Genomic DNA, 15,350 nt, shown 5'->3' with positions numbered 1-15,350 from the left:
CCTTGTTATATATTTTCTATTTTTTCTCTTAATATTTTTAAGGCTCCTGACATTCTTTTCTCTACTGCTTTCTGTGAAATATCAAGCATTTCAGCAATTTCTCTATATTTTTTTCCTTCAATCCTATTTAACAAAAAAACTTCACGCTGCACATCAGTTAATATAGAAATAGCTTTTTGCAACTTTTGTTTAAACTCCTCTTCTTCAAGTAAATATTCTGGATTTTGGTTATTAGTATCTACATAAGGAACAGTTTTAGCATACTCCATAACAACCTTATTATGCTTAACTGTATTTAAAAATAAATTATTAACTGTAGTGAATAAATATGTTTTTGCTTTATTGAAATCTATCTTAGAGCAATTTTCCCATATCTTAGTGAATGCTTCTTGTACTAAATCTAAAGCACTCATTTTATCACCGCATTTATAAAAAGCAAAATTGCTGGCAGATTGGGCGTGTTCTAAATAAAAAGCATTAAAGTATGTTTCTTTACATAATTTTGGTTTCTCTTCATTCATAAGTTATAGTTCATTTAAAAACACATAATTTCCACACAAAAGTAGGGTAATTTAATTTTCTGTTGTCATATATCTGTACAAAGTAAAATTATTAGTTTAATTAAAAAAAACAAACTTAGGTAGGGTAAATTTAAACGAAGGTGTCTTACTTATACAAAGGCGAAAAATCGCTATGAAAAAGAAAAAAGCAAATTTCTAAACATTAAAAAGATTATGAAAAATTTAAAACTTATCACCGCTATTATGTTAACCTCATTATTATCTTTTACATCTTGCCAAGATGAAATAGATAATGAGAATGGACAAAACCCAAATACCAACAGTGCCAACTCAAGAACTGCTAAAAATTTAGAGCGTTCTTCAATGCACGATGGTTCTTTTGATGATTTCTTAGATGGCGTTTCTTGCTCATCTGTATTGCTTCCAGTAACAGCAACTGTTAATGGAACTCAAGTTACTATACTAAATCAAATAGATTATCAACAAGTCTTAAATATTTTTGGAGAGTTTAATGACGATGATGATACAGTTGTTTTTCAATTTCCAATTACAGTACAATTAAGTAACTATACTACAATAGTTGTGTCTAATCAAACTGAGTATAACGCATTAATTGATGCTTGTGAAGAAGCCGAAAACGAAGCTGAAGACGCTATTTCGTGCTTAGATATTAATTTCCCAATCACCATTTTGACATATAGTTTAAATTTCGAACAAACAGGAAGTATAGTACTTGAAAGCGAGCAAGAATTATATACTTATATGGATAATTTTGAAAGCGGAGAACTATTTGCTGTTAGCTATCCAATTACTGCAACATTAAGTGATGACACTGAAATAACTATTAATAGTGATATTGACTTACAATCCAGCATTAATGATTGTTTAGATCAAGAAGAATTAGAAGAAGAAGCTGAAGAAGAGGCTGAAGCTTTAGAAGATTTCTTAGTGGAAACAAACTTTAAAGTACAATCTTTCATAAACTCTGGAGTTGAAACCGCAAACGATTATGTAGAATACACCATAGACTTCGCAAACGATTTAACAGTTGAAGCAACAAATGTTGTTAATGTAGCGATAGAAAATGTTGAAGGTACTTACCAAGTAACCTCAGAAACTGAAGTGTTTTTAAACCTAACCTTTACAGGCAACACAACTTTTAACTTGTTAAACCACACATGGAAAGTTACCAGCTTTAACAGCACTAGTGTTTCATTAAAAAGCACAACTGATGCTGCTGTTATATTAATTCTTAACAAAATTTAATATACATAACACTATAACTTAGTTAATTTGGTTTAATTAATTTTTAATAATGCTGCTGTTAATATTAACAGCAGCTCATTTACAAAAAATATAGAATGAAAAAAATAGCACATATCTTTTTTTCAGGTTTAATAATGATTATCCTCTCTTGTTCTAGTGAGGGCGTAAATCAAGAAAACCCTGTAAATAATACAATAGAAAATAAAAAAACCACTGGCAGTTCTTCAAACGACTTATTGTCTGATGATACTTTTACAAGTATAATTATCGAGCTTGTTTATGTGGAAAATTATAAACCAACGCAAAGTGCTATAAATAATTTTAGATCTTTTTTAGAAGCAAGAATTAATAAACCAAATGGTATAACTATTGAAATAAGAGCAATTTCATCTCATGGAACTGCTCCTTATTCAATCGAAGACATTATTAACATTGAAGACGAAAACAGAACAAAATTTAACACCAATAACCAAATTGCTGTATGGGTATTTTTTGCTGATGGTTCTTCAGCAAGCAATACAAATAATGGAGTTGTTTTAGGTACTGCCTATAGAAATACATCGTTTGTAATTTATGAGGAAACTATTCAAGATTTAAGTGGTAACGCATTACAACCTAGTACAAGTATATTAGAAGCCACAGTCATTACACACGAGTTTGGGCACATACTAGGATTAACAAATCTTGGAGCTACACTACAAAGCAACCATGAAGATACTCAACATCCAAAACACTGTAATGTAGAAAGTTGCTTAATGTATTGGTCTGCAGAAACAGATAGTGGTTTAAGCAATTTAATTGGAGTAAGCAGTGCACCTGAATTAGATGCTCAATGTATTGCTGATTTACAAGCAAATGGAGGAAAGTAATAATTAAAAACATGAGAAAGATGAAAACAGAATTTATAACATTAACACTTTTATTAGGTGTCCTATTTACAATAAATGCACAAAGCGACAGAAACAATACTGGTTTAAAATTAGGATATAACTTGGCTGCTGTTAGTCTAGATGGCGAATCAGAAACAGGTCAAAGGCATGCGTTTCACTTAGGTTTTTACACCGAAACTTTTGCTAGTGAAGATTTCTCTATTCAACTAGAGTTATTATACTCTCAACAAGGTTATGAGATAAATGATAATGGCGGGACTTTCACTCAAAAGTTAGATTATATAAACCTACCTATAATGCTTAAGCTATATCCAAACACAAATTTCTTTTTCGAAGCAGGACCTCAAATAGGTTTAGCTGTTTCACACAATGAAACATTTGATGATAGCTTTAATTTATTTGATACTTCAAAAGAGCTTAACCCAAGTAATTTTGATTGGGGAGTTAATTTTGGAGGTGGCTTTAAAACAGATTCAGGAGTTTCCCTTGGAGTCAGGTATCATTTAGGTCTTGGAGACGTATATGACGAAGGGAAACCAAAAAATAGAATATGGCATTTCTCTATTGGATTTGATTTTTAATTTATTTTTTGCCCCAAATATTGAAAGCGTAAGATATTATCTCACGCTTTCTTCTTGTTTATAATATTGGTTATTATGTTATATTATCTAAAACTAAAAGCTATTCCAGCAGATAGTGTGTTATATTGTTGTAAAGTATAATCAGCAAATATTTTAAAAAATGCTAAATTTAATCTAGCTCCTAATGTTCCTCTAACACCGGTTGATTCAAAATTTAAATTTATTGGGTTGGTCACCGAGTCATTATATGTCCCAACAACATTACCACTTCCATCTTCTACATCATATTCTAAATCGTAAGTTCCTTTTAATTTTATAGATGATTTTCCACCATTATATCCAAGACTTCCATAAAGGGTTATTATTTTAAAGTCTAAAGATCCTATAGCTTGAACTGTCCAGGTTTTCATTTCGAAAGCAGCTTCTCCATTGGTAACGGTAACATCATCTGAAGGATCTTCGTCTTCAATAGCATATGATACATCCATGTTTGTAAATGCTCCAAGTATAGACAAACTTAAAGGCAATTTATCTATTGGTCCTAAATATTGCGTGATATCATGCTGTAATCCTAAACCTATTAAATTAGCTTCAACCGAATCATCAAAATTAAGTTTTGGAACGTAACGTAGTTTTAAGTCTGTTTTAGTAGGGAGTCCTATTCCTAATTGCACCATAGGTGCTGGCACTGCATTTATTGGTAAATCTTTGGTAATTCCTCCTGGCATTTCAAAACTCGCAACATTATAGGTGCCATCACCATTATCTATCTCAACATCTACAGTTGTTTCATAATCATTATCACTCATTATAGTTGGAAGGGATGTTTCTCCATTAGGCAATGTTAAATAATTATAATCACTAGGTATAAAGGCAAATAGCTTATCTGCATCTGGCACATATGAAGCATTTGCACTAATCGTTAAATCGAATCCTAGGGTTTTATGAACTTTACCTGTAGTAGCCCAACTACCATTCATGCTATACATTAATCCTTTCATAACTGGATTTATATAGCTTTCGGTTAGTTTACTAGCATCTTCAGAGGCTAATAGTAAGCTCTCAAGCTCTTGTGAATGTACTGATTGCATCGCTACAAAAAGCGACAATAAGAGGGTTAACTTTTTCATAGTATGATAAATTTGGGTTAAGTAAGTTTTTAAAAACTTATTTTATTATACATCTTTATTATTTATATCTATTTCTTTAATACTTTTAATACAGTTGTTTTCTTATCAGCTGTTATTTTAGTAAAATAAAATCCTCTTCTTAACTTTTCAAAATTTAGCTTGATTTCTTTAGAATTTTGAATTTGTTCACTACTAATTAGCTGTCCATTAACATTTATTATATCAACATTAACTAAAGAATATTCTTTCTTGAAATCAACCAAAAAATCTCCATTGGTTGGATTGGGATAACCAATAATGCTATTTTCAAACTCATTTTTGATAATTGACAAAGGAGCTGTGGATTGCACCAAACTATTAAGCATATTACCAACTAATTCAGGAGACTTGTCAAGGCGCAACCAATCTTGATCACTAGTTGTAATCACATCTCCATTAGAAGAAGAATCATCGTGATAACTAAAACCCACGAACATTCCTGAATATTCAAGAAATTTTTCAATTTTAGTTGAAGTAGTTGCCCCAACAGATCCATATGAAAATCCATTAAAAGAAGTCACACTATTAGGTGTGGTAGATAGCTCACCCGAAACAATAACTGTAACAGAATTAAAAATTGATGATGTCCATGAAAAATCTTCACCAATATGATCCATTATTGACTCAAAATTGACTGAACCTGCTATAGTTGGTAAATATTCTGCTTGAATATATACTGGTCCTCCAGCTGATATAAAATCTTTTACTGTCTGTAATTGTGTTGCACTTAATGTTTGCGTCCCTGAAGCTACAATAAGAACATCCGTAGCACTCAAATTAGATAAAGCATTTAAAGTATTTTGAGGGACAATCGTTGGACTATAACCCATCCCAACTGCTTTATCATACCATACTTGATCCATAGTATGGGCAACAGATTCCTGACTATTAATAATTGTAATATTTTGCGCTTCTATATTAAATGATAAGGATATAAACACTGCAATAAAAACTAAACAAACTTTTTTCATAAAAAGGCTTTTTAGGTTATTAATGAACAACAAACATAAGTAATATATTTCAAAAAACAACACTTAATCGTAAAAAAATAACACTTAATCGATTTACTTGTGTTTTTTTTACATAAAAAAAGCAGCAATACTATTTTAATTAATAGTATTGCTGCTTTTAAAAAACATGCTGAATTTCTATGCGTCTATATTAGCATAAATAGCATTCTTTTCAATAAATTCTCTACGTGGCGGTACATCATCTCCCATTAACATAGAGAAAATACGGTCTGCTTCAATACCATTATCAATTTGTACTAAACGCATCGTTCTAAATTCAGGATTCATAGTTGTATCCCAAAGTTGTTCAGCGTTCATTTCTCCAAGACCTTTGTAACGTTGAATTTTTGAGTTTTCGCCAAATTCAGCAACAATATCATCACGCTCTTTATCACTCCAAGCATATTGCTTTTTTGCTCCTTTTTTAACTAAATATAAAGGTGGTGTTGCAATATATATATGACCATTTTCAATTAACTCCTTCATATAACGGAAGAAGAACGTTAAAATTAATGTGGCAATATGGCTACCATCAATATCGGCATCACACATAATTACTATTTTATGGTAACGCAATTTTGAAAGATTAAGGGCTTTACTGTCTTCTTCTGTTCCAATTGTAACACCAAGTGCTGTAAATATATTTTTAATCTCTTCGTTTTCAAAAACTTTATGCGACATGGCTTTTTCAACATTCAAAATCTTACCACGTAATGGTAAAATAGCCTGAAACGCTCTATCACGACCTTGTTTTGCCGTTCCACCTGCCGAATCTCCCTCAACAAGGAACACTTCACATTTTGCAGGGTCTTGTTCTGAACAATCACTTAATTTTCCTGGTAAACCACCAATACTCATGACTGTTTTACGCTGTACCATTTCACGTGCTTTTTGAGCAGCGTGACGTGCTTGAGCAGCAAGAATTACTTTTTGAACAATAATTTTAGCATCATCTGGGTGTTCTTCTAGATAATCGGTCAGCATTTCAGAAACTGCTTGACTCACTGAAGCAGAAACCTCTCTGTTACCTAACTTGGTTTTTGTTTGCCCTTCAAATTGTGGCTCTTGAACTTTAACAGACACAATTGCTGTTAAGCCTTCACGGAAATCGTCTCCAGAAATATCAAACTTTAACTTATCTAGCATTCCTGATTCATCAGCATACTTCTTTAGAGTATGAGTCAAACCACGTCTAAATCCAGTTAAATGGGTACCTCCTTCGTGTGTATTAATATTATTTACATACGAATGTAAATTCTCTGCATAAGACGTATTATACACCATGGCTACCTCAACAGGAACTCCGTTTTTTTCTCCTTCAAAAGCAATAACATCTTTCATTAAAGGCTCACGATTACTATCTAGAAACTTAATAAATTCTTTTAGTCCTTCTTCAGAATGAAATGTTTCTCCTTCAAATTCCCCATCTTCCTTTTTTGTACGTTTATCAACTAGATGAATCGTAATCCCTTTATTTAAATACGCTAATTCTCGTAATCTGCTTGCAAGCGTATCATAGCTATACTCGAGTGTCTGAGTAAAAATTTGAGGATCTGGTTTAAATGTAACTATAGTACCGCGTTTATCAGTATCACCAATCGGTTTTACAGGATATAATGCTTTACCACGCTCGTATTCTTGTTCATATACTTTACCACCTCTATGGACAGTCGCCTTTAGATGTTCAGACAAAGCGTTAACACAACTTACACCCACACCATGCAGACCACCAGATACTTTATAAGAATCTTTATCAAACTTACCTCCAGCTCCAATCTTAGTCATTACTACTTCAAGTGCAGAAACACCTTCCTTTTTATGAAGATCAACTGGAATACCACGACCATCATCTTCAGTCGTTATAGAATTATCTTCGTTGATGATTACCGTAATGTTATTACAGTGACCAGCTAATGCCTCATCAATAGAGTTATCTACAACTTCGTAAACTAAGTGATGTAAACCTCTTGTCCCTACATCGCCAATATACATGGATGGACGCATACGCACATGCTCCATTCCTTCCAGGGCCTGAATACTATCAGCTGAATAATTGTGTTTATTAAACTCTTCTTTTTCTTGACTCATATTATAATTTAATATTGTTAATTACGTTTATTTGTTCCGAAAAAAAGGACACTAAAAAGCATCCTTCTGAATACATACAAATATACAATTATTAAACCTCATTTTTAGGGTTTTTATTGCATTTATCATATAATTATTAACATTTGTTAATTACACAAAAGTGTCTTAAATCGACTAAAAAGCATCTTAAAATGGATTGGTGTGATTTTTAGACCTATGAACAAAAAGAAAAAATATAATCGTCGCTCTAAACTGGTTTTTTCACTTTTACAAATTATATTTAAAGTGAAATTTTAGCTAATTTCAGGATACTTAAAGCAGACTTATACCTGAGCCTTTTTCTTCAGGAAATATTATTTTTCCGAAGTCCAGTTTTACACCTTTTGCTGTATCGTTTTTTAATAACATTGCTCCATCGGCATCTATATAATCTAAAAGTGGTGCAATTTGAGCTAGATTAGAGATGCCAACAGTAGATTCTGCCATACAACCAGCCATCACTTTTAAATTAAGTGCTCTGGCTTTCTCAATCATTTTTAATGCTGGTGTTATGCCTCCACATTTCATAAGCTTTATGTTAATACCATGAAATCCTTCGGCACATTGTTCTACGTCTTCTAAACGTTGGCAACTTTCATCTGCCATTAAAGGCAAAATACAATCTCTTTTCAAGCGTTTCATGCCTTCCCAATCTTCTGCTTTTAGTGGCTGTTCTATGAATTCTACACCTAGTTTCTTTAGCTGAATAGCATTAAACAAGGTTTCTTCCACAGTCCAAGCACAGTTAGCATCAATTCTAAATACAGCATCAGTTATTTTTCTAAGTTCTGAGACAATTTCCACATCATGCTCAGTCCCAAGTTTAATTTTATAAATTGGCCATGGTGTTTCTAAAATTTTTTGTTTCATTACCTCAATAGAATCAATTCCAATGGTGTAATCGCTTAATGGCGCTGTCTTAGTATCATCACAAAAATAGCTTCTTGTGGTTTTGTCTTGAGATTTAGCGTAATAATCCCAATAAGCACAATTAATAGCGCATAACGTAAAATAATCGTCTTTTAAATTTGGTTCAAGATATTCCCATAAATCGTTTGGATGCATCCCAAAAGCATTTTCAATAACAGCTCTTGATTTTACGACAGATTGCTCTATCATTTTAAGTGTTATATTATAAAAAGCGTATGGAATAGCTTCGCCATAACCTGTTGTTACACCATCAGACACAGATACAATAACTGTGTCTTGATGAGTTCTTGTAAACCTAGAAATTGTGAATGGATGCTTTAAAAAAAGCTTATACAGTTGTGATTGAAGGGTTAGTTTCATGACATCAAATATAATTTATTTAAGCAAAAAGAGGTTGGCAAAATTTGCCAACCTCTTTAAATAACTAATTAACCAACCAAATTAGTTATTCTAATATGCGTCGTCATGCACTTTTGCCACTGCTCTACCAGATGGGTCGTTCATGTTTTTAAATGCTTCGTCCCATTCTAATGCAATTTTTGTGCTACAAGCGACGCTTGGTTCTTGCGGTACACTTAATGCTGCTGCATCACTTGGAAAATGTGATTCAAAAATAGTGCGATAATAGTACTCTTCTTTGCTTTGTGGTGTTTGTATTGGAAATCTAAAATGTGCGTTTTCCAATTGCTCATCTGTTACTTCTTGCTCTACTACTTCTTTTAAAGTATCAATCCAACTGTAACCAACACCATCGCTAAACTGTTCTTTTTGTCTCCAGGCTACAGATTCTGGCAACATATCTTCAAATGCTTTTCTAATGACCCATTTTTCCATACGTTCACCATTTATAATTTTATCTTGGGGGTTAATGCGCATAGCAACATCTATAAATTCTTTATCTAAAAATGGTACACGTCCTTCAATTCCCCAGGCCGCCAAACTCTTATTTGCTCTAAGACAATCGTACATATGCAGCTTACTCAATTTTCTAACGGTTTCTTCATGAAATTCTTTAGCGTTTGGTGCCTTATGAAAGTAAAGATAACCTCCAAATAATTCGTCTGCTCCTTCACCTGATAATACCATTTTTATTCCCATAGATTTAATAACTCTTGCCATTAAATACATTGGCGTACTCGCTCTTACAGTAGTAATATCATAGGTTTCTAATTGATAGATTACATCTTTAATAGCATCTAAACCTTCTTGTATAGTAAACTTTATTTCATGATGAACTGTTCCAATATGGTCTGCCACTTTTTTGGCTGCTTTTAAATCTGGTGAACCTTTCAATCCTACCGAAAAACTATGCAATTGTGGCCACCAAGCTTGCTCTTTATCATCTGCTTCTATACGTCGCTCAGCATATTTTTTTGCAATAGCTGAAGTAATTGAAGAATCTAATCCTCCAGACAATAACACCCCATAAGGCACATCACTCATTAACTGCCTATGTACTGCATCTTCTAGCGCTTGACGCACTTCTGCTATTTCTGTTTTATTGTCTTTTACCGCATCATAATCTTCCCAATCGCGTTTGTACCATTGTACAAACTCACCATCTTTACTACTCATATAATGACCTGGAGGAAACAGTTCAATTTTTGTACATACACCCTCTAAGGCTTTCAGCTCAGATGCGACATAAAAAGTTCCTTGCTTGTCCCAACCAATGTACAAAGGAATAATTCCCATATGGTCTCGTGCTATGAAATATTCATCTCTTTTAACATCATAAATGGCGAATCCAAAAATGCCGTTCATTTCGTCAATAAAATCGAAACCTTTTTCTTTATATAAAGCTAAAATAACTTCACAATCACTTTCAGTTTGAAAGCTATAGTCCGGAAACTGCTTACGTAGTTGACGATGATTATATATTTCACCATTGGCAGCAAGAACGAGTTTTTTATCCTCACTAAACAAAGGTTGCTTTCCTGAAGCTGGATCCACAATTGCCAAACGTTCATGAGCTAAAATAGCTTTATCATCACTGTAAATACCACTCCAATCTGGTCCACGGTGACGAATGGTCTTAGCCATTTCTAGAATTTGAGGTCTTAATTTTTCTGATTTTTTTTTTAAGTCGAAGGCACATACAATACCACACATAATTCAATCCTTTAATTATTATAGTACAAATGTGCAAATAACATATTAAATTATAAACATATTTACAAATAATAATTACAATATGAAACTTATTTCTATAAATTTATACATTATTAAAACCATAATCAGTAAAATTTACACTTTAGATTTATGATTTGTAAAGTTTTAACAAAACCTTGCAAATTTTATATTTTGTATTCAATATTTTGAAAATTCAAAAACATTAAAAATTTAATATGAAAAAATTAAGGATTACACTCGTATTATTAGTAGTAGCAACTGTTACATTTGCTCAACAAAGCCCAAGAAAACAAGCAACAGGAAATATTGGCGCTGTAGCTGTTGAGGTCGATTATGGTGCGCCAAGCGTTAGAGACAGAGTAATTTGGGGAGAATTAGTTCCTTACGGAAAAGTATGGAGAGCGGGAGCAAATGAAAATACTACAATTTCATTTGACAAGGACGTAACTGTTGGTGATCAAAAAGTTCCAGCTGGCAAGTATGGATTGTTCTTTATTCCAAATGAAGGAGAACAATGGATTATTGTATTTAGCAAGAAGAACGATGCATGGGGATCTAACGGATACAGCAAAGAAAATGATTTAATCCGTTTAAAGGTTAACCCTAAGAAAGGTGATAAAAGTGTTGAACAAATGGCTTTTCATGTCGGTAAAAAAGGAGTACAATTTGCTTGGGAAAAAGTAACCATTTTTATTCCTATTAATTAATATTTAGTTTTTAAATAATTTATTAAAGCCTCAACGTTATGAGGTTTTTTTATAAAAATCTTTGCTGACTTGTTAAGTTTAACAAAACCTTTCGACTCATAAACAATAAATTCAATATTTTTAAATCACTAATTAAACAAAACTAATCATGAAAAAATCATCATTAATCACAACTATTGCTTTTGCATTTATTATGTTATTAACAACAAATATAAATGCTCAAAAATTTCCTGATCTAGATAAAAGCCCTATGGATGCGGCTTCACATCCTAACGATTACAAAGTATCAAATAAAGTTGCTAAAATTGTTTACGGTCGCCCACAGTTAAATGGTCGTTCACTAGATAAACTTGCTCCTAACGGAAAACAATGGCGTTTAGGTGCTAACGAAGCTGCAGAAATATCTTTTTATAAGGATGTAACCTTCGGAGGTCAAAAAATTAAAGCTGGAACTTATACTATGTCTGCAATTCCAGGTAAAACAGAATGGACATTAATTTTAAGTTCAGACCTTAATGTTTGGGGAAGTTATTTTTACAACGAAGCAAATGACGTTGCAAGAATTAAAGCTAAAGCTACTATGGCTGACGAATCGCTAGAAGCTTTCTCTATTGTATTTGACAAAGATGGAACAATGCACATGGGATGGGACAAGGTTAGAGTATCTGTTCCTATGATGTAGAAACATTACATAAATAACACTAAAAAACCCAGACATTTAATCTGGGTTTTTTATTATGGTATATTTAAGTATTTATGTGTTTGTAATGACACTTTCCACTTTGGGTGTTTCATTACATAATCTACAATTAAAGGAATAACCTTATCACGCTTACTCCATTCTGGCTGTAAATACAATATACAGTCTTCATTTACTTTTGCAGCCTGCTCTTCGGCAAATCTAAAATCGTCTTTGTTATAAACAATTACTTTAAGTTCATTTGCTTTTTCATACACCTCTTTGGTTGGAAGTTTCATCTTTTTTGGTGACAAGCAAATCCAATCCCACGTTCCTGTTAACTCATAAGCTCCAGAAGTTTCAATATGCACCATTGCACCTTTAGCTTTTAAGCCTTCAGTTAAATTGGTCATATTCCAAGTTAGTGGTTCGCCTCCTGTAACCACCACAGTATCACTATATTTGGTAGCGTTTTCAATAATACTAGCTGTTTTTGTTGGAGGGTGTAAATTGGCATTCCAGCTTTCTTTTACATCGCACCAATGGCAACCAACATCACAGCCACCAATTCTAACAAAATAAGCAGCAGTACCTTTGTGATATCCTTCTCCCTGAATCGTGTAAAACTCTTCCATTAACGGAAGCATTTCACCTTTACTTACAAGTTCTAAAATTTCTTTGTTCATCGTGCGCAAAGATAGTTTAGAGTTTCTAGTTTAGACCCAAAACTTAAAAGTTTTTTTATTTTGGTTTGACTAAGATTACTTATTTTTATGAAAATTTTACAGACCATGACTCGAAAAGAAGAATTCTTTAATCATATAGCTGAAGGTAACACGTTTAAAGGTGATTACATCACACTTGGTTCGGCAATATTGGATGAAGAAACTATAAAAAATGCTTATGTAAAAGTTCCTTTAAAAACTATGAACAGACATGGGTTAATTGCTGGAGCTACAGGAACTGGTAAAACAAAAACGTTGCAAGTATTGGCTGAGAATTTAAGTGAGAAAGGAATTCCTGTATTACTAATGGATATCAAAGGCGACCTTAGTGGATTAGCACAACCTAGTCCTGGACATCCAAAAATTGACGAGCGTCACGAAAAAATAGGCTTGCCCTTTGAGCCTAAGTCCTTCCCTGTTGAAATCATGTCGTTATCAGAACAAGATGGTGTGCGCTTAAGAGCTACTGTAAGTGAGTTTGGACCTGTGTTAATCTCAAGAATTTTAGACGTTTCTGAAACTCAAGCTGGAATTATTTCGGTGATTTTTAAATACTGTGATGATAATAAACTCCCTCTACTAGATTTAAAAGATTTTAAGAAAATACTTCAGTACGCCACTAACGAAGGCAAAAAAGAATTTGAAGAAGCCTACGGACGAATTTCAACAGCTTCAACTGGTGCTATTCTACGCCGTATTGTCGAGTTAGAACAACAAGGTGGCGATTTATTTTTTGGTGAAAAAAGCTTTGAGGTTGAAGACCTTGTAAGAACCACTAGAGATGGTCGTGGCTATATTAATATTATTCGATTAACAGATATTCAAGATAGACCTAAGTTGTTTTCAACATTCATGTTAAGCTTACTTGCTGAAATTTATGAAACGTTTCCTGAGCAAGGTGATTCTGGAAGACCAGAACTTATTATGTTTATTGACGAAGCCCATTTAATTTTTAATGAAGCTTCAAAAGCCTTACTTAACCAAATAGAAAGCATTGTAAAGCTTATTAGAAGTAAAGGTATTGGCTTATATTTTGTAACTCAAAATCCAACAGATGTCCCTGAAGCAGTATTGAGTCAACTAGGATTGAAAGTACAACATGCATTACGTGCCTTTACTGCTAAAGACAGAAAAGCCATAAAACTCACTGCACAAAATTACCCAGACACCGACTATTATGATACTGCAGAAGTATTAACATCTCTAGGTATTGGTGAAGCGTTAGTGTCTGCTCTAGATGAAAAAGGTCGCCCAACACCTTTGGCAGCAACAATGATGCGAGCTCCAATGAGCAGAATGGATATTTTAACTCAAAAAGAGTTAAACCAATTACTGGATGAATCTAAACTTGCTTTGAAGTATAATGAAGAAATAGATCGTGAAAGCGCTTATGAGTTACTAAACGAAAAAATAAAGAAAGCTCAAGAATTAAAGAAAAAAGAAGAAGAACGTTTAGCATTAGAAGAAGAACGTGAAAAACTTGAAAAAGAAAAAGAATCTAAATCCAGAAGACGTTCGTCCTCTAGATACCAACGCCAGAATCCTGTCGTTAAAGTATTAACTAGTGCTACATTTATACGTGCAGTATTTGGAGTACTTAAAAAAGCAATGAAATAAGCTCTTTATGAGCATGCACTAATTTTTATTGACTTAAAATAATTTAAAACCACCTATACAATAACATATGAAATACTCAATTTTAGCCTTAATCCTATCAATTACCTTATTAACATCTTGTAACAAAGAGCAAGACCCTTTCAAAGTTTCACCTAATAATATTGGCAACCTCAACGACTCAACACATGTTAAAGATTTAAAAATGGTGTTTTCAAACGACTCTATTGTTACCGCAGATACTAATAGTGAGTTTAGTGGTAACACCAACGATATTCATATTTATGAAAAAGGAGGCAAACAGTTATTAGTGTTATCTCCAGCCAAATCAAAAGATTCTACCTCTACAATAAAAACGATTAGAATTATAGATGAACGCTACAAAACTTCTAAAGGTTTAAACATTAATAGTACTTTTAAATCGATTAGAGATAATTATAAAATTTCCAGTATTCAAAACACTTTAATGGATGTTATTGTTTCAGTAAATGGCATTAATGCATATTTTACTATTGATAAGAGAGAGTTGCCACCCGAAATGCGATTAGACATGAATTTAGAGATTGAAGCCATTCATATTCCTGACGATGCAAAAATTAAGAACTTTTTTATTCAGTGGTTTTAAAATGAAAAAATACACCCTACAAAAATCACCTTTTATTGTTCCTACTGATGATGGTAAACTTATCGAGGAACATTTTGGAAATGCAATAAACAATAACCCAGAATTAAGTATTGCACACATGGTCGCTCCTGCTGGCTGGAGCGAACCTTTTCAAACACCTGAATTTGATGAATACACCTATATCATTAAAGGCAAAAAGCAATTTATTATTGATGGTGAAACCATTGTATTAGAAGCTGGACAATCCATAAAGATTAATAAAAATGTTCGTGTACAGTATTCAAACCCATTTACTGAACCATGTGAGTATCTGGCAATCTGCTCACCTGCATTTTCTATAGACAAGGTTAATAGAGAAGGCTAAGTTTAATTT

The 15,350-nt window shown here is 32.9% G+C and carries 15 protein-coding genes; 8 read left to right on the top strand and 7 right to left on the bottom strand.

What is annotated here, in order from left to right:
* Positions 1 to 5 precede the first annotated feature (5 nt).
* The gene (locus E5167_RS04640; RefSeq protein WP_136841516.1) at positions 6 to 521 is read right to left on the bottom strand and encodes an RNA polymerase sigma factor; all 516 of its coding nucleotides are present in this window, start codon (positions 519 to 521) and stop codon (positions 6 to 8) included.
* 213 nt (positions 522 to 734) lie between these two features.
* Between E5167_RS04640 and E5167_RS04635 the strand changes: the two genes are divergently transcribed.
* From E5167_RS04635 to E5167_RS04625, 3 genes are all read left to right on the top strand, one after another.
* Positions 735 to 1,787 carry a hypothetical protein gene (locus E5167_RS04635; RefSeq protein ID WP_136841514.1) on the top strand — a complete coding sequence of 351 codons (1,053 nt, stop codon included), beginning with the start codon at positions 735 to 737 and terminating at the stop codon, positions 1,785 to 1,787.
* Positions 1,788 to 1,882: 95 nt separating this feature from the next.
* Positions 1,883 to 2,656 carry a membrane metalloprotease gene (locus E5167_RS04630; protein WP_136841512.1) on the top strand — a complete coding sequence of 258 codons (774 nt, stop codon included), beginning with the start codon at positions 1,883 to 1,885 and terminating at the stop codon, positions 2,654 to 2,656.
* A 20-nt stretch (positions 2,657 to 2,676) separates the two neighbouring features.
* Complete coding sequence (locus E5167_RS04625) at positions 2,677 to 3,258, top strand: porin family protein (protein WP_136841510.1); 582 nt, start codon at positions 2,677 to 2,679, stop codon at positions 3,256 to 3,258.
* Positions 3,259 to 3,341: 83 nt separating this feature from the next.
* Here the strand turns inward: E5167_RS04625 and E5167_RS04620 are convergent, their stop codons facing one another.
* The 5 genes from E5167_RS04620 to asnB form a co-directional block, all read right to left on the bottom strand.
* Positions 3,342 to 4,388 carry a DUF6588 family protein gene (locus E5167_RS04620; RefSeq protein ID WP_136841508.1) on the bottom strand — a complete coding sequence of 349 codons (1,047 nt, stop codon included), beginning with the start codon at positions 4,386 to 4,388 and terminating at the stop codon, positions 3,342 to 3,344.
* Positions 4,389 to 4,456: 68 nt separating this feature from the next.
* Entirely contained in the window at positions 4,457 to 5,398 is a 942-nt protein-coding gene (locus E5167_RS04615) for a T9SS type A sorting domain-containing protein (RefSeq protein ID WP_136841507.1), read from the bottom strand.
* Positions 5,399 to 5,575: 177 nt separating this feature from the next.
* A complete protein-coding gene (gene gyrB, locus E5167_RS04610; protein ID WP_136841505.1) occupies positions 5,576 to 7,525 on the bottom strand; it encodes a DNA topoisomerase (ATP-hydrolyzing) subunit B in 1,950 nt (649 codons plus the stop codon).
* A 312-nt stretch (positions 7,526 to 7,837) separates the two neighbouring features.
* The gene (locus E5167_RS04605; RefSeq protein WP_136841503.1) at positions 7,838 to 8,854 is read right to left on the bottom strand and encodes a dipeptide epimerase; all 1,017 of its coding nucleotides are present in this window, start codon (positions 8,852 to 8,854) and stop codon (positions 7,838 to 7,840) included.
* Between the two features lie 90 nt (positions 8,855 to 8,944).
* Entirely contained in the window at positions 8,945 to 10,606 is a 1,662-nt protein-coding gene (gene asnB / locus E5167_RS04600; RefSeq protein ID WP_136841501.1) for an asparagine synthase B, read from the bottom strand.
* Between the two features lie 236 nt (positions 10,607 to 10,842).
* On the opposite strand from asnB, the gene E5167_RS04595 reads away from it, so the two are divergent.
* Both E5167_RS04595 and E5167_RS04590 read left to right on the top strand, forming a co-directional pair.
* Positions 10,843 to 11,334, top strand: coding sequence for a DUF2911 domain-containing protein (locus tag E5167_RS04595; RefSeq protein ID WP_136841499.1), 492 nt, complete (start codon positions 10,843 to 10,845; stop codon positions 11,332 to 11,334).
* Positions 11,335 to 11,482: 148 nt separating this feature from the next.
* Positions 11,483 to 12,016 carry a DUF2911 domain-containing protein gene (locus tag E5167_RS04590; RefSeq protein WP_136841497.1) on the top strand — a complete coding sequence of 178 codons (534 nt, stop codon included), beginning with the start codon at positions 11,483 to 11,485 and terminating at the stop codon, positions 12,014 to 12,016.
* A gap of 53 nt (positions 12,017 to 12,069) precedes the next feature.
* Here E5167_RS04590 and E5167_RS04585 read toward each other — a convergent pair whose 3' ends face one another.
* Entirely contained in the window at positions 12,070 to 12,699 is a 630-nt protein-coding gene (locus E5167_RS04585) for a 7-carboxy-7-deazaguanine synthase QueE (protein WP_136841495.1), read from the bottom strand.
* Positions 12,700 to 12,804: 105 nt separating this feature from the next.
* On the opposite strand from E5167_RS04585, the gene E5167_RS04580 reads away from it, so the two are divergent.
* The 3 genes from E5167_RS04580 to E5167_RS04570 all read left to right on the top strand — a co-directional run bounded on the left by E5167_RS04580 (position 12,805) and on the right by E5167_RS04570 (position 15,341).
* Positions 12,805 to 14,355: a helicase HerA-like domain-containing protein gene (locus E5167_RS04580; protein ID WP_136841887.1), complete on the top strand. Its 1,551-nt coding sequence runs from the start codon at positions 12,805 to 12,807 to the stop codon at positions 14,353 to 14,355.
* 67 nt (positions 14,356 to 14,422) lie between these two features.
* Positions 14,423 to 14,977 (top strand): hypothetical protein, encoded by a 555-nt coding sequence (locus E5167_RS04575; protein WP_136841493.1) that lies wholly within the window; start codon positions 14,423 to 14,425, stop codon positions 14,975 to 14,977.
* A gap of 1 nt (position 14,978) precedes the next feature.
* Positions 14,979 to 15,341, top strand: coding sequence for a cupin domain-containing protein (locus E5167_RS04570; protein WP_136841491.1), 363 nt, complete (start codon positions 14,979 to 14,981; stop codon positions 15,339 to 15,341).
* The last annotated feature ends 9 nt before the right edge of the window (positions 15,342 to 15,350 follow it).

Origin of the sequence: Pontimicrobium aquaticum (assembly GCF_005047595.1) — a bacterium.
In the GTDB taxonomy this organism is placed as follows: Bacteria; Bacteroidota; Bacteroidia; order Flavobacteriales; family Flavobacteriaceae; genus Pontimicrobium; species Pontimicrobium aquaticum.
This window is presented reverse-complemented; position numbering and strand designations above follow the sequence as displayed.

Coding starts and splice junctions, on each gene's coding strand:
- E5167_RS04635 (WP_136841514.1), top strand. CDS start 735: ATGAAAAATTTAAAACTTATCACCGCTATTATGTTAACCTCATTATTA.
- E5167_RS04580 (WP_136841887.1), top strand. CDS start 12,805: ATGACTCGAAAAGAAGAATTCTTTAATCATATAGCTGAAGGTAACACG.
- E5167_RS04640 (WP_136841516.1), bottom strand. CDS start 521: ATGAATGAAGAGAAACCAAAATTATGTAAAGAAACATACTTTAATGCT.
- E5167_RS04615 (WP_136841507.1), bottom strand. CDS start 5,398: ATGAAAAAAGTTTGTTTAGTTTTTATTGCAGTGTTTATATCCTTATCA.
- E5167_RS04575 (WP_136841493.1), top strand. CDS start 14,423: ATGAAATACTCAATTTTAGCCTTAATCCTATCAATTACCTTATTAACA.
- E5167_RS04595 (WP_136841499.1), top strand. CDS start 10,843: ATGAAAAAATTAAGGATTACACTCGTATTATTAGTAGTAGCAACTGTT.
- E5167_RS04605 (WP_136841503.1), bottom strand. CDS start 8,854: ATGAAACTAACCCTTCAATCACAACTGTATAAGCTTTTTTTAAAGCAT.
- E5167_RS04625 (WP_136841510.1), top strand. CDS start 2,677: ATGAAAACAGAATTTATAACATTAACACTTTTATTAGGTGTCCTATTT.
- E5167_RS04590 (WP_136841497.1), top strand. CDS start 11,483: ATGAAAAAATCATCATTAATCACAACTATTGCTTTTGCATTTATTATG.
- E5167_RS04620 (WP_136841508.1), bottom strand. CDS start 4,388: ATGAAAAAGTTAACCCTCTTATTGTCGCTTTTTGTAGCGATGCAATCA.
- E5167_RS04570 (WP_136841491.1), top strand. CDS start 14,979: ATGAAAAAATACACCCTACAAAAATCACCTTTTATTGTTCCTACTGAT.
- asnB (WP_136841501.1), bottom strand. CDS start 10,606: ATGTGTGGTATTGTATGTGCCTTCGACTTAAAAAAAAAATCAGAAAAA.
- E5167_RS04630 (WP_136841512.1), top strand. CDS start 1,883: ATGAAAAAAATAGCACATATCTTTTTTTCAGGTTTAATAATGATTATC.
- gyrB (WP_136841505.1), bottom strand. CDS start 7,525: ATGAGTCAAGAAAAAGAAGAGTTTAATAAACACAATTATTCAGCTGAT.
- E5167_RS04585 (WP_136841495.1), bottom strand. CDS start 12,699: ATGAACAAAGAAATTTTAGAACTTGTAAGTAAAGGTGAAATGCTTCCG.